The organism is Seongchinamella unica, from assembly GCF_004354085.1.
GTDB lineage: Bacteria > Pseudomonadota > Gammaproteobacteria > Pseudomonadales > Halieaceae > Halioglobus > Halioglobus unicus.
Genome location: NZ_SMSE01000001.1, coordinates 1425438 through 1439636, shown reverse-complemented (window position 1 = coordinate 1439636; position 14199 = coordinate 1425438). Strand labels below are relative to the sequence as shown.

12 protein-coding genes are annotated in these 14199 nt (G+C 62.4%); 4 read left to right on the top strand and 8 right to left on the bottom strand.

Annotation, left to right across the window (positions count from 1 at the left end; translation table 11 throughout):
* Window positions 1-60 precede the first annotated feature (60 nt).
* Entirely contained in the window at window positions 61-1596 is a 1536-nt protein-coding gene (locus tag E2F43_RS06355; RefSeq protein WP_133210693.1) for a hypothetical protein, read from the top strand.
* A gap of 8 nt (window positions 1597-1604) precedes the next feature.
* Complete coding sequence (locus E2F43_RS06350; RefSeq protein WP_133210691.1) at window positions 1605-2357, top strand: lipopolysaccharide kinase InaA family protein; 753 nt, start codon at window positions 1605-1607, stop codon at window positions 2355-2357.
* 8 nt (window positions 2358-2365) lie between these two features.
* On the opposite strand, the gene E2F43_RS06345 is transcribed toward E2F43_RS06350, so the two are convergent.
* Window positions 2366-2980, bottom strand: coding sequence for a sulfotransferase family 2 domain-containing protein (locus tag E2F43_RS06345; protein ID WP_238946762.1), 615 nt, complete (start codon window positions 2978-2980; stop codon window positions 2366-2368).
* A 128-nt stretch (window positions 2981-3108) separates the two neighbouring features.
* Here E2F43_RS06345 and E2F43_RS06340 point away from each other — a divergent pair, with 128 nt between their 5' ends.
* The gene (locus E2F43_RS06340; RefSeq protein WP_133210689.1) at window positions 3109-3879 is read left to right on the top strand and encodes a sulfotransferase family protein; all 771 of its coding nucleotides are present in this window, start codon (window positions 3109-3111) and stop codon (window positions 3877-3879) included.
* Here E2F43_RS06340 and E2F43_RS06335 read toward each other — a convergent pair.
* From E2F43_RS06335 to tfpB, 7 genes are read right to left on the bottom strand one after another with little or no spacing between them, the layout of a single operon-like run.
* A complete protein-coding gene (locus E2F43_RS06335) occupies window positions 3876-4619 on the bottom strand; it encodes a lipopolysaccharide kinase InaA family protein (RefSeq protein ID WP_238946792.1) in 744 nt (247 codons plus the stop codon). The two genes, E2F43_RS06340 and E2F43_RS06335, sit on opposite strands and share 4 nt — an antisense overlap.
* Before the next feature lie 2 nt (window positions 4620-4621).
* A complete protein-coding gene (gene rfaP / locus E2F43_RS06330) occupies window positions 4622-5467 on the bottom strand; it encodes a lipopolysaccharide core heptose(I) kinase RfaP (RefSeq protein ID WP_133210685.1) in 846 nt (281 codons plus the stop codon).
* Complete coding sequence (locus E2F43_RS06325) at window positions 5460-6605, bottom strand: glycosyltransferase family 4 protein (RefSeq protein ID WP_133210683.1); 1146 nt, start codon at window positions 6603-6605, stop codon at window positions 5460-5462. The genes rfaP and E2F43_RS06325 overlap by 8 nt, the downstream gene beginning before the upstream one ends.
* A 2-nt stretch (window positions 6606-6607) precedes the next feature.
* Window positions 6608-7603 carry a lipopolysaccharide heptosyltransferase I gene (waaC, locus tag E2F43_RS06320; protein WP_165954206.1) on the bottom strand — a complete coding sequence of 332 codons (996 nt, stop codon included), beginning with the start codon at window positions 7601-7603 and terminating at the stop codon, window positions 6608-6610.
* Window positions 7603-8646 carry a lipopolysaccharide heptosyltransferase II gene (waaF, locus tag E2F43_RS06315; RefSeq protein WP_133210681.1) on the bottom strand — a complete coding sequence of 348 codons (1044 nt, stop codon included), beginning with the start codon at window positions 8644-8646 and terminating at the stop codon, window positions 7603-7605. Before waaF ends, waaC begins: the two co-directional genes overlap by 1 nt.
* The gene (glnE, locus tag E2F43_RS06310) at window positions 8643-11531 is read right to left on the bottom strand and encodes a bifunctional [glutamate--ammonia ligase]-adenylyl-L-tyrosine phosphorylase/[glutamate--ammonia-ligase] adenylyltransferase (RefSeq protein ID WP_133210679.1); all 2889 of its coding nucleotides are present in this window, start codon (window positions 11529-11531) and stop codon (window positions 8643-8645) included. The genes waaF and glnE overlap by 4 nt, the downstream gene beginning before the upstream one ends.
* 12 nt (window positions 11532-11543) lie before the next feature.
* Window positions 11544-13319, bottom strand: a complete 1776-nt coding sequence (tfpB, locus tag E2F43_RS06305) for a type IV pilus assembly ATPase TfpB (RefSeq protein ID WP_133210677.1) — start codon at window positions 13317-13319, stop codon at window positions 11544-11546.
* A 188-nt stretch (window positions 13320-13507) separates the two neighbouring features.
* Between tfpB and E2F43_RS06300 the strand changes: the two genes are divergently transcribed.
* Entirely contained in the window at window positions 13508-14188 is a 681-nt protein-coding gene (locus tag E2F43_RS06300; RefSeq protein ID WP_133210675.1) for a TIGR00153 family protein, read from the top strand.
* Window positions 14189-14199: the final 11 nt, after the last annotated feature.

Below are 14199 nucleotides of genomic sequence, written 5' to 3'. Positions count from 1 at the left end.
GTGTACTGGCCTGACCGCGGAGGGAACGCTAGACTAGGGCCTGCCAACAGAGTCCTACACGTGCAAGCAAACCCCACCGCCACCGCCCTGCCCCAACTCGATTACCGATGGGTTTTCGCCGCCAGCCTGTTACTGTCCGGCTGGCTGATATGGCTGGATCCGCTGATCAATCGGGACGCTATCATATACCTGCGCTCCGCCGATGCCTACCTGGCCGACGGCCTGGCGGCGGCGCAACAGCTCCACGGGCGACCGATCCTGGCGGTGCTGATGGCCTGGCTGCATCAACTCAGTGGTCTGTCGGTACTGCATTCAGGGCTGGTCATTACTACCCTCGCCTACGCCTTCTTATGCACCGGGTTTGTCGCCTGTGTGCGCATTCTCGGCGGCAATCACAGCGTGCAGATTATCGCCGCGGTAGTGGTTCTTTCGCATCCCTTGTTGAACCACTTACGCAGCTCGATCATGCGCGACCCGGCCTACTGGGCACTGGTCCTGCTGGCGTTTCGCGAAATTCTGCTGTACTCGAGACAGCCCAGCCTGATTATCCGGCTGCGCTGGTTTCTCTATATTCTGCTGGCCTCACTGTTCCGCTTTGAGGGCGTCTTTTTCGCCCTGTTCACACCCCTCTGCCTGCTGTTTACCCGCAACCTCGAGCAGCGGGCAAAACACTGTCTGTTGCTGCTGACGCCGCAGCTGATTACCCTCGGCCTGACGGTTGCCGCCCTGTTGGTATACCGTAGCCAGCAGACCGATTCAGGCCCCCTGTTCCCCGCGATTCATTACTACCTGCAGGGCTTTCTCGGCTTCCCGCAAGCCTTCAGCGCGCTGACGGCCGAGGTGGCCGATCCACTGCTGCAGTTCACCTCCCGCGAAGACGCCGCCTGGGCGGTCGCGGCCAGCCTGGTGATTGTACTGCTGCTGAACCTTTGCCGGGCAATGACCTGGCCCTGGCTGATTACCCTGGTGCTGGGCGCCCGGGGCGGCCTGCTGCGTCACTTGCGCCGGGACGACAATACCCTCCTGCTCGGCCACCTGCTGATCGCCTGCAGCTACCTGGCCATCTTCATGCTTATCAATCGCTTCATGCTGGAGCGCTACGGCATGCAGGTTGTCATCTTCGCGCTGCTGTACCTGCCGTTCGTTCTCGGCGCCATGTGGCACAGCGGGGGCTGGAAAAAGGTCCTGGCCATCGCCCTGCTGGCAGGCATGAGCGCAGACACCCTGCACAACAGCGATTACCAGAAAGCGTTTATCGCCGAAGCCGCCAGCTGGGTAGCCCAGAACACCGACAGCAAGGCTTCGGTCGTCAGTAACGAGAAGTTCATTGCCTACTTCAGCGAACGCGAGTTCGACTGGGTTGCCATACAGGGCCGCCGCTTTGCCCTCGGCCAGATCCTCGATACACCGCGATTGTGGCGCAATCGGGACTACATGGTGATGTACCTGAAACCGAAGCAAGAACAGCGCTGGTCGCAATTCCTGGCAAGCAACAATCTTCGCGAAACCCGCAGTTTTGGCGGCGGCAACAAGGGACGGGTGTCGGTGGTTCGGGTTTCAGCGCAACCCACTATCCCACCCCGGGACGAACGATAGCTGCAGCCATGGCCAATACCCCTGACAAGCAGGAACACTATGCCCGCCTGGCTGAAGTGCTGGGCCGCCATGAGCTCCCCGAAGGCTGGACGCTGGTTGGCAGCTCCGCCTACGCCCGGGTGGCGGCAGATGAGTCCACCGGGGTGTTCTACAAGGAATTCCTGCCGCGCAGCCCCCTGGAACGCATCAAGGCCCTGGTCAGGGGCAGCCGGGCGACCCGCGCCCGGGAGCAGAACGAAGCGCTGCGGGATGCGGGTTTCCAGACGCCGGTCAACCTGGCCTGGGGGTCATTGCCCGGAGGGCGGGAGTACCTGTTCAGCAGCGCCGTACCCGGCACAGGCGTCACCAGCTGGCTGCGCGAGGAACTGGTGTCTCGTGAAGGTGAAAGCCTCGCGCTAAGACGCCAGCTGCTACGCCAGTTGGGAGACTTTATCGGACGTATGCACGCCGCCGGCTTTACCCACGGCGACCTGCGCACCAGCAACGTGCTCGCAGAAAGGGACGGTGACAATTTTCAGTTCTACCTGATCGACAATGAACGCAACCGACGCAGTACACCGGCAGCAGGCAGGGAGGTGCTGCGCAATCTTATGCAGTTGAACATGTTGCGCCCCGATGATCTGAGCCACCGGGACCGGATGCGTTTCTTCCAGTGCTGGCGCCGGCAGATGTCTCATCTCAACGAGGCCGAGGCAAAACTGCTGGCGAGAGAATCCTACCGCTGGGCCCACCGGCGCCTGCGCAGGAAAGGTCTGGTTTAGGCTGCAGGCTAGAACGCGTAGCCGAATAGTTCGATGTCCTGGGCAAAATATTCCCGCACCAGGGCTTCGCTTTCCGCATCGTAATAATCACGGTAACTGCCACGGGAGGAGGGCTTGGCGTGACCCAGGCTGGCTTCTACCTGCAGTCGCTGGCAAATGCTGTCGAAGTCCTGCTGCAGGTTTTCAAAACGACCGATAAACTCCACCAGCATTTCCCCTGATTCGTCAACCAGCCATTGCTTCTGCGGCATGAACATGCGCGGCTGGTCAAAATAAAAGGGATCGCGGTCGATATAAACGCGCTGCAGCCACTCGGCAAAGGGAATCGGCCTGTCGCCCAGCCCCGTCTGGTTGGTACGTACCCGGTAGTGATAGTGACTGACCACCTTGTCCCAGGGATTGCGGACGATGGTAAAGGTGAACTTCCTGGCCCAGGCGGCGGCGCCCAACTGGCGATATTTTTCCAGCGCCGTGCTGTGGTCAAGACCAATGCCCAGGGCTTTCTCGATGCTGCTGCCGCCGGTCTTGTTGATGTGAATGAAGACATAGGGGCGCAGGTGCCTCTCCCTCAGGGTACGATGCCAGTACCTGAATTTTCCCGCCCCTTCCTGCAAAAATCCCATCGGGGTACTCCCTGTCAGTTTGCGCCACTACCAACGCAGACGGCAGGGCGGCCAAGGCGTTAGAATAGCATGAGACCAACTCCCGCAGGACTGCCCATGCACAGGATCAAACACCCGGGAACCCGCTCGTGAAGCGATTGCATATCGTCGGCTGCCCCCGCAGCGGTACCACGCTATTAATGGAACTGGTATCCACTTGTTTTGCCAGCGACGGTTACTGTGAACATGAGCTCAGCATCTTCGAGCCAATAGAAGCAGAGGCAGAGATTTACTTCACCAAGCAGCCCAATGACATCAGGCAGCTCAGTCACATCTTCGGGCGGGATGAACAACTGTTCGTAATCTACATGGGCCGGGACCCGCGGGCGGTCATCACCAGCAAACATCGGCAGAACCCGGAGGAGTATTTCTGCAACTACCGTGTCTGGCGGGAGTGCGACCGGGCTGCCCAGGACTATGAACAACATCCCCGCTTCCTGCGCCTGCGTTACGAGGACCTGGTAAACGATGCGGATGCGGTTCAGCGGCAGATCTGCCAGCGCTTCGAGTTCCTGCAGCAGTTACATCTGTTCAGCGAGTTCCACCAGTACGCGCGGCCATCAGAGGCATCCCAACGCGCCATGAACGGCCTGCGAGAGGTCAATCGCGAGAGCCTGGAGAAGTGGCGGCAACACTTGCCGCGAGTCGCCCAGCAATTGCGGGATCACCCTGAACTGGCGCAGGACCTGCAGCGACTTGGCTATGAGCCCGATGAGCAGTGGACATCCGTGCTCGAGGGCGTGCAGCCGGTACTCTACCCCTGCCGCTACCCCGAGCGTAAACCCTACCTGAAAGACTGGGAGCGAAACGTGCGGGTCTTTTTCAAATCGCGACGCTACCTGCGCCAGCGCTGCTCCTAGACCAGTCGCTTACCACGCTCACCATATTTGCGGCGGTGGCGCCGGCGCAGGCGTTTGACCGGTTGCTGTATCGCCGCGAGCACAGCCGCCCGACCAATGTCCCTGTGCTGGCAGTAGCTTGCCAGGAACGCCTCGTAATCCGCTGACGGCAGTGCCAGGTCTTCGGCGTTTACCGTAAACCTGGCCAGGTCACGCCACTGGGCTGCGCTGCCAGGCCTGCAGGCCTGAACCGCTTCCAGGTCAACCAGGTAAACGCGATTGTCGCTCCACAGCAGGTTGCTCCACTTGCTGTCCCCGTGGGCAAATCCGCCACGGTGCAAACTTGCCAGGGACTCGGCGGCCGCTGACAACTGGGGCACCATTGAACCCTTGTCCTGCCAGCAGCTTTTCAGGTCCCGCGCCCGCTCCATTCCTTCGGTGACCAACAATACACCCCCGTCCACCTGCATACAGGCCAGGGGCTGGGGCACGGGTATGTTGCTGGCGGCCAGTCGCAGGGCATGGTCGTAGGCCTGAACAGCTCTCCCGCGACCCAGGCGAAAGACCAGTTGCTGCAGTAGGTACTTGGGCTGGTAGAGCTTCAGGTAACAGTACTTTTGCTGTAGTTCGCCAAGAGCAACCAGGCTGTGCCGGTCGCTTTTCACCACCAGGCAACGCTGCCTCATCCACTGGTCCAGCGCTTGCAGCGGCAGGTGATTCTGCAATTCGCTGGCCCACTCGCCTCCCCGCAGCAGCCTCATTGTCACCGGCCAGGCTCCGGAGGCTGCCGGCCATGCTCGCGACGATAAAGCCGTTCCGCCCGCTGCTCCACGGCTTGCCACAAGGCCCGGTCGCGACCCAGTGCAACCCGCAGTCCGCCCTCGGTATAGCGTGACATAAAGCGCAACAGATCGCGCCGCTGCAGGCCGCAGTCCATGGCCGAAAAATAGAGCCCGGCGAGGTCCTTCACCAACCAGCGACGGGGGGTACGGCGACGGATCTGGGCGCGGTGCAGGTCAATGACATAGCAACGCGGGCTGGGTTGCTGCAGGGTACTTTCATCCAGGTGGAAGTGGCAGATGTAAAAGTCCCGGTGGTTGATGCCCGCCCGGTGCATGCGTCCGGCACTGTCAGCCAGCTTGCACAACAGCCGCAGCCGTATGGCAAACAGCGGGGGGCGCTGCGCCCAGTGTTCGCAATAGTCTTCCAGGCTCACCGTTCCCACCAGGTCCTCGGTGACGATCATCGACTGGATAGCGGCGGGGTCGCGACCGAGGCTGGCATAGGCACCGACTGCCATGGTATCCACCCCCAGCGCCTCCAGTGCTTTTACCGCGCGAAATTCATTGCTGGCACCCAGCACCGGCAAGCGGCCCTGCAACAGGTTTTTGGCTATCTCGCGCCAGCCGATACCACTGTGCAACTTGAGAAACCAGGAGCGGCCCCGCCAGTCAAAGCGCAGGGTTTTGCGGCCTTCCTTGTTGCGATAGACATCGCCCGGGGCCGCGTTGTCGGCCAGCCCCCGGGACCAGGCCAGCAAGGCCCGCGGGTCGGCTTCCAGGGCCTGCTCACCACTGGCCAGGTCTTCCCGCAGATAGCACTCAGCCATGACCGGCATTCCGCTTGCGGGCGATCAGGGTTTCAATCAATTCGGCGCCGGTGCTGTGCATGGAATAGAGGTCAGTCAGGCGGGCGTAGGCCAGGCCGGTTTCCCGGCACTGGGAACGGTAAACGCCATCGAGAGACCGCAACACCGCGGCATTAAGGTCGTCCTGCAGGAAGGGACTGCGCAGCACCATGCCGGCCTTGGCGGCGGCAATGTGGTGGGCGTAACCACAGACATCGGTACAGATAACCGGCAGGCCTGCCACTAACGCTTCGAGCAATACAATGCCCGCCGCCTCGTCCAGCGCCGGGTGCACGAGGCAGTCGGCGGCCAGCAGCAGGTCGGCAACGTCATCGCGCCCGCCCAGGAAGTGGACCCGTTCGCCGACCCCCAGTTTTTTTGCCAGGCGGCGGAAGCGCCGCTCCTTGTCCTGGCCGACTACCAGCAGGCGAATACGCTGGTGGGGTTGTTGCTCGCGGACATTGGCGAGCGCACGAATGGCCCGGTCCAGCCCCTTCTTGATAAAACCCGAGCCGACAAAGAGCAGCACCTGTTCACCGTGGGCCACGTCCAGTGACTCACGTTTCGCCCTGCGGCGCTGCTGCGCATCGGCGCCGGCGCAACGATCGCGGGAGATACCGGGCGGCAGCATGTGCATGCGTTCGGCCGGCGTCCTGTAATAGTGCTCGAACTTGGCCTGCTCGGTGGCGGATATCAACAGGATGTCGGTCGTCGAGTCCCGGCCGAATACCGCTGCTTCATAGGCTGCAAAGTGGCGGAAGCGCCCCCCCCGCCGATACAGTCTGCCCCGTTCACGATAGGCCTTGTCCAGGTAACAGGAGTCGGCGGCATAGTACACGTCAAGCCCGGGCATCTTGTTGAAACCGACCACGCCGTCTACCGGGTCTGCTGCCAGGTCTGTGCTCACCCAGGCGGAGAACAATTCGTTTCTCCGGTGGTTACTGCGGGCAGAAACCGGAACGCGGCGCAGTTCAGCGCCGGGAATCTCCTCTCCCTGCCAGCTGATGTAATAGACTCGACAATGGTGGCCCCGTTTCTGTACCTCTTCCACAAAGCGACGGAAATCGCGCTGCATGCCACCATAAGGGAAATACTTGTACAGCAGGAACGCGAGCTGCATGCTCAGCCACCACCGGCGACAAGCGGCTGCAGTTCAGACCACACCTGCCCGGGCGTGATGGAACTCATCATGGCCAGCGGGTCGCTGGTATCGTCGGCGCCCAAGCGAGACTGGATGTGTACCTGGTTCTTGCCATAGGCACCGACCAGACGGGTGCTGGTGGGGCCATACAGGGACACCGTTGGCACATCCAGCGCCGCAGCGAGATGGCCCAGTCCGGTATCGACAGCGACGGCACCGTCCACTTCCAGCAACAGGCCGGCCATGCCCATCAGGTCCAGCCGCGGCAGTACACTGGCGCTCTCGCAACCCTCGGCGATGCGCTCGGCGCGGGCCTTTTCCACCTCGCTGCCCCAGGGCAACCACACGGGATAATCTGCGGCCCCGGCCAGTCTTGCCAGCTCAATCCAGTGATCCTCCGGCCACAGTTTTTCCGCCCGGGCAGTGCCGTGAAAAAACAGCAGCCCCCGGGTGTGCGTGGTCTTACCCCGTACCAGGTTATCCCGAACACCGTAGTCCCCCCGGCTGGCAGGCAGCCGGTAATTCAGGGCCCGGGCGAACAGGGTGCGGGTGCGCTCCACGGCGTGCATGTCGCGGGCGACCGGGATTTTGTGATGGTAAGCCGCAGAGGCGAGGCGCTCTCTGGCCGAGTGTTTGTCCATGCCGTAGACCGGGGCCTTTACCAGGCGTGACACCAGGGCGCTTTTGAGCAGCCCCTGGGCGTCGATCACCGCGTCGTAGTGACTGCGCCGCAACTGGTTGCGACAATCGCGCCACTCGGGTCCGGTAAAGTCGCGCAGGGGGTGCTTGCGCCAGCGCCGCAGAGCGATGGGAATCACCTTGTCCACCGCCGGGTGCCAGGCGGGAATCTCAGCAAAAGCCTCTTCTACCACCCAGTCAAATCGAATACCCGGCACATTCGCCGCAGCATCGGTAAGAGCCGGCAACGTGTGGACCACGTCTCCCAGGGACGACATTTTGACAAGCAGGACGTGCATCAGTCCTCGAGGTTGCTGTTCAACAGGGCGTCCAGTTTAGCAGCAAGCAGGGACGCCGGGGTGTCGCGCATGCAACGATGGTGCTGCAGCGGGCATTCGCGTTGGAAACAGGGGGCGCAATCGATGTCACTGACCACGACATCGCTGTTGACATTGAGCGGCGGGGTGAACCCCGGCGAAGTAGGACCGTACACCACGACCAGCGGCCGTGACAGCGCCGCGGCGATGTGCATCAGCCCCGAGTCATTGCTGACCACGGCGGTGGCCAGGGACAGCATATCGACCGCCTCCGCCAGCGTCGTCTTGCCCGCCAGGTCCAGGCAACGGTCACTATCGCCGCAGGCTGCGAGGATCTCTGCCGTCACCGGCTGGTCGTTGGCGGAACCAAACAACACCACTTGCCAGCCCTGGTCGAGATAGTGCCGGGCCAGTTCGGCATAGTGCTGCGTCGGCCAGCGCTTGGCCCAGCCAAACTCGGCTCCCGGGCACAGCGCCAACAGGGGGCGATCGCTCTGGCGCAGGAATTTCTCCCGGCATCCGGCGACCTGGGCCGGATCCACCACCAGTCGCGGTGGCGGCAACTGTGCCGGCAGGGGTGCCCCGGGCTCAAGGCCCAGGGCAGCGAACTGCTCCACCATCAACGGATAGGTTTGTTGGTCGAGTACGCGCAGGTCATTGAGCAGGCCATAACGGAATTCGCCGCGCCAGCCGGTGCGCCTGGGGATACCGGCAAACAGGGGCAGCAGCGCGCTCTTGAAGGAATTGGGTAATAGAATGGCCTGCCCATAGCCCTCGCTGCGCAGGGCCCGGCCCAGCTTCCAGCGGCGACCCAGGGCCGGTTCGCCGTGACCGATGGGCTTGGTAATGGCCCGGTTGACCTCCGGCATGCGTGCCAGTATCGGCTCACTCCAGGCCGGCGCCACAACATCGATGGACACCCCTTCACGAGTTTGCTGGAGCAGCCGGTAGAGCACCTGTGACATGACCATGTCCCCCACCCAGGAGGGACCCACGACCAACACTTTCTGACCGGCTTCCGTCACGGCTGAGCCGCTTCCTTTTCAGCAACACCCAGCAGCGCCTGCCATTGCGCGCTTACCTGGGCCCGCTCGCTGGCAAACAGGTTACCGGCCACTTCCCCCGGCTGCTGCTGCAGGGCCAGCTGGTGGGCGACCCCGCGATACTCCAGATAGGCCCGCGTCAATAATGCGGCCTCGTCACGACTCAGCAGCCCCTCCCTGCCCAGCACTTCCAGTATGCGCACATTATCCGACCACCGGGCCAATTCCGGCGTACTGTTGGCCCAGGCCAGGACCGCGTACTGCACCATGAACTCGATATCCACCATACCGCCGGTTCCCTGCTTCAGGTGGAAACGATCGTCCCCTTCCCGCGGCAGCAGGTGTTCCCGCATGCGGCGCCGCATCCTGACCACCTCTGCCGCCAGTTCGTGAGTGTCGCGTTTCCGGCACAGGACCTCCTCGCGCACCTGCTCTACCCGGCAGGCCACCCCGGGGTCGCCGGCGGCGAAGCGGGCGCGAACCAGCGCCTGGTGTTCCCAGGTCCAGGCATTGTTCCGCTGGTAGTTGGCGAACCCTTCGACGCCGGGCACCAGCGAACCGGAATCGCCGTCGGGCCGCAAACGCATATCCACCTCGTAGAGCTGCCCCAACGACATCCGGGCTTCGAGTATGTGGATCATGCGCTGCCCCAGGCGCATGTAGAAAACCGTGTTGTCGATACCACGTTCACCATCGGTGGAACCACGGGCGCCATCCTGCACAAACACCAGGTCCAGGTCGGAGCCGTACCCCAGTTCGATGCCGCCGAGCTTGCCATAGCCAAATACGGCGAAGCCATAGCCCTCACCCTCGCGCTGTGGCTCGCCATACTTGCGGGCCAGGTCCGCCCAGGCCACCGCCAGCACCTGCTCGAGAATGACCTCGGCAATCCAGGTGAGGTTGTCGCTCACTTTCATTACCGGCAGGCGCCCGGCGATTTCACTGGCCGCCACCCGCAACACCTGCGAGGCCTTGAAGTAGCGCAGGGCCTCCATTTGCGCTTCCAGGTCATCGGTCGCCAGCCTCGCTACCTGTTGCGTCAACTCCTGCTGCAAAACCTCTTTGTCCGGTGCCGTGTAAAGACTGGCCCGGTCCAGCAGCTCGTCCAGCAGCACCGGGTGCCGGGACATCAGGTCGGCAATCCAGGGGCTGGCACTACAGAGGGAAACCAGTTCCGCCAGGGCCGGCGGATTCTCTACCAACAGCACCAGATAGGCGCTGCGCCGCACCACTGCAATCACCAGCGGCAGTATCCGTTGCAGCGCCAGCCCCGGTTGCTCGACCTCCGCGCAGGCGCGCAGCAGCAATGGCATGAACTGGTCCAGTCGCTCCCGACCCTCGGCCTGCAGTGAAACGACCCGGGTACTGCCGCGGAAGTCCTGCAACAATTGCAGGCTCTTTTCCGGGTCTTCATAGCCCAGTTCCGCCAATACCTGGACGTCCATATCCTCCGCCCACAGGCCGACATGATCGAGAGCCTCAGCAGCCGTCTGCTCTTCTTCCGGTGGCGCAATCAAGTCGGAAAAATGCCTGGAGACACACTGGCGATGGGCACGCAGGGCCGGCTCATACTCGTCCCAGCTGGCAAAGCCCATGACATGGGCCATGGCCTGGCGGGGAATGTCATCCACCGGCAATTTCTGGGTCTGTTTGTCCTGATAGCCCTGGATGGCGTGTTCACTGTCGCGCAGGAACAGGTAGGCGGAGCGCAATTCGTCGACCACCTGGCGGGGCAGGCAGCCGAGGCTCACGCACTCTTCCAGCACCGCCAGCAACTCTCGCTGTTGCAACCCGAGGTCCCGGCCGCCGCGAATCAGCTGGAAACACTGGGCAATGAATTCGACCTCGCGAATACCGCCGTGACCCAGCTTTACATTGTCATCCAGCCCTCTGCGGCGCACCTCGGCGCTGATCATCTGCTTCATGCCCCGTAGGCTTTCAATCACCCCGAAGTCAACGTAGCGGCGGTAGACAAAGGGCCGCAGTCGCTGCATCAACTGTTCTGCCAGCCGAGGGTCGCCGCTGACAGGCCGGGCCTTGATCAGGGCATAGCGCTCCCAGTCCCGGCCCTGTTCCTGGTAGTACTCTTCCAGGGCATTGAAGTTGTGCACCAGTGCCCCGCTCTCCCCGTAGGGCCGCAGGCGCATATCCACGCGGAACACGAATCCCTCCGGGGTAACCTGGTCCAGGGCGGTTATGAGGCCCTGGCCCACCCGGGTGAAAAATTCCTCATTACTGATCTGGCGCTTTTCACCGTCGGTGTAGCCCGCCTCCGGAAAGGCGAAGATCAGGTCGATATCCGAAGACACGTTGAGTTCGCGCGCACCCAGCTTACCCATGGCCAGCACGATCAGCTGCTGAGGCTGGCCGCTTTGCCGACCGACAGGCCGACCGAAGCGCTGTTGCAGGCCTGCCTGTATGTGCGCCAGGGCGACATCGATGCAGGCCTCCGCCAGCAGGGAGGTGTCGCGCACGGTTTCAAGGGTGTCCGCCAGCCGGCAGAAATCGCGCCAGACAATTCGCAACATGTGTCGCTGCCGGAACCGGCGCAGCTCCGGGCCCAGTTCTGTACCCGGCACGTCCAGGGCTGCCTGCAGTTGCTGGCGAAAGGTGGCCTCGGGCAGGCTTTGTTGCAGGCTGCCGTCAGTCAGCAGCGCCAGTAGCAGGTCCGGTTTACGCCGGCCCAAGCCGGCGATGAAAGGACTGCAGGCCAGCACGGTTGCCAGCTGGCTGGCCACCAGCGGATCGGTGATCGCGTCCTGTAGCGCCCCGCCCTCTTGGGGGCCCGCCTGCTCGAGAATACGCTCCCAGGCGAGGACCGCCTGTGGTGCCAATACGTCGGGCAGGTGTTCGGTTGAAAGGCTCATAGATTTCCCGTCTCAGGTATCCAGCACCGGTGCCACCCGCATCACCTCTTCAATCGTGGTCTGGCCGCGAGCCACCCGGCCGGCACCGGACAGGCGAAGGGTTTTCATGCCCTCGTTCATGGCGATTTCACGGATCCTGGCTGTTTCCAGCTGGGAGTGAATTTCCTGCTGTAGCCGCGGGCTGTTGACCAGCACCTCATAGATTCCCTGGCGCCCCCGGTAGCCGGTGTCGCGACACTCCTTGCAGCCCACCGGCCTGGCGACTTTCTCCGGCGCGGCGAGCTCAAATGGCGCGGTCAGCTGTTGCCAGGCATCCCGCTCCAGGGGCTCCCAGGTTTTACAGTGTTCACACAGTATTCGCACCAGCCGCTGGGACATGATGCCGCGAACGGTGGCCTTGATCAGGTAGGCAGGTACGCCGAGTTCCAGCATCCGCGATATGGAGCTGGGGGAGTCATTGGTATGCAGAGTGGACAGAACCAGGTGGCCGGTGAGCGCGGCCTGCACTGCCATGTTTGCCGTTTCCAGGTCACGGATCTCGCCGATCATGATGATGTCGGGGTCCTGGCGCATCAACGCCCGCACGCCGGATGCAAAGTCCAGTTTGATGCCGTGGTTGACCTGCATCTGGTTGAAGGATTCCTCCATCATTTCGATAGGATCCTCAATGGTGCAGACATTGACCTCCTCGGTGGCCAACTGACGCAGGGTGGAATACAGGGTCGTGGTCTTGCCGGACCCGGTAGGTCCGGTGACCAGCACAATGCCGTTGCCCATACTGGTCATATGGTCCCAGCGGGCCAGGTCCTCCTCCGCCAGACCCAGCTGCTCGAAGCTTTTCTGCAAGACATCCGGATCGAAGATGCGCATCACCAGCTTTTCGCCGAAGGCGGTCGGCAGGGTCGCCAGTCGCAGCTCCACCTCGTTGCCCTCTGGACTGCGGGTTTTCAGCCGGCCATCCTGCGGCCGACGCTTCTCCGCCACATCCATGCGTCCCAGAATCTTGATGCGGCTGGACACCGCTGCACTGACCTGCTGTGGCAGTTCATAGACACTGTGCAAAACCCCATCGATGCGAAAGCGTACGTTACCCACATCGCGGCGCGGCTCGATGTGGATATCGCTGGCCCGCTGTTCGAAGGCGTATTGCAATAACCAGTCGACGATATTGACGATGTGCTGGTCATTGGCATCGGGCTCCTTCATGGAACCCAGCTCCAGCATCTGCTCCAGGTTGGACGTACCCGGACGCCTCTCCAGCCGATCGCTTCCGCGCGCCCCGCGGACGGAGCCGGCCATGGTATAAAATTCGGCAGTGTGGCGGGCTATATCCCGCGGATCTGCCAGTACCCGGCGAATGCGCTTGCGCAGGACGTGCTCCAGGTTGCTTTCCCAGGAGCGAATATAAGGCTCTGCAGAGGCTATCCATACCTCGTCCTCACGCACCTCCACCGCCAGTATGCGGTGGCGCTCGGCGAAAGCCTGGGACATGACCTCGGCTACTGCGGTGACGTTGATTTTCAGGGGGTCGATCAGGTAGACCGCCTGCCCGCTGCCCTCGCTGAGCCAGGCCAGCAGGCCGTCCATATCCAGCAGTCTGCCGGGATGGGCCTGGTCCTGCAGTTTCTGTTCCGCCAGGTAGATCAACGGGTGCACCTTGACCCGGGCATTGCTGCTGATCCGCTGCATATCGGCATCTGACAGGCGACCATCGTCACGCAGCTGCCTGGCCAGGGGGGCCAACTCAAGGCGGTGCTCCATTACCTGCTCACCGAAATTTGTCGCCATTGTGCCTTTTCCTGTTATTTTCCTGGTAGCGGATTTCTGCCCCCTCCAGCGCCGAAGCCAATGCTAGCACAGCGCCCCGCCCGGGGTGTCTCGATGATCATGATGACAGATTCCTGACGTTTTTATGACAGCGGGCCGCTTTCTTCATATACTTCGCAAAAACCCCCCCGCAACCCGGAGACCACTCCATGGCCAGCAGTAACCCGCTGGGAAGCCTTTTTGGGCGATCGCCCATAGGTCCCATCCAAGAGCACATGCAGGTCGCCTTTGAGGCGGCCGAACACCTGCCGGAGCTGGTGCAGGCCACCGCGGATGGTGACTGGGACCGTGCCAGGGAAATCCACAAAGCAATCCGGGACGCCGAAGGCGAAGCCGACAAGATCAAGCGCAACGTGCGCCGGCACCTGCCCAAGAGCCTGTTCCTGCCGGTACCACGCTCGGATCTGCTGACCCTGGTCAGCATCCAGGACCAGGTCGCCAACACCGCCGAGGACTTCGCCAGTATCGTCATGGGCAGGGATATGCAGTTCCCGGAAAAAATTCTTCCCGCGGTGCTGGAGTTGACCGAAACCAGCGTTGGCTGTTGCGGCCAGGCGCTGGCGTCCATCCAGCTGCTGGACAACCTGCTGGAAGTAGGCTTCAGCGGCCGCGAGGTCAAACGCGTGGAAGCGATGATCAAGGAGCTGGACAAACTGGAGCGCCGCACCGACAAACAGCAGTTCAACCTGCGGCGCAAATTATTCAAGCTGGAAGCGGAACTGCCGCCGGTAGACGTGATGTTCTACTACCGCGCAACCGCCCTGCTTGGGACCCTCGCCGACTGCGCAGAAAAAGTCGGTGACCGCCTGCAAGTCCTGCTGGCCAAATAACAAGAGAGCAC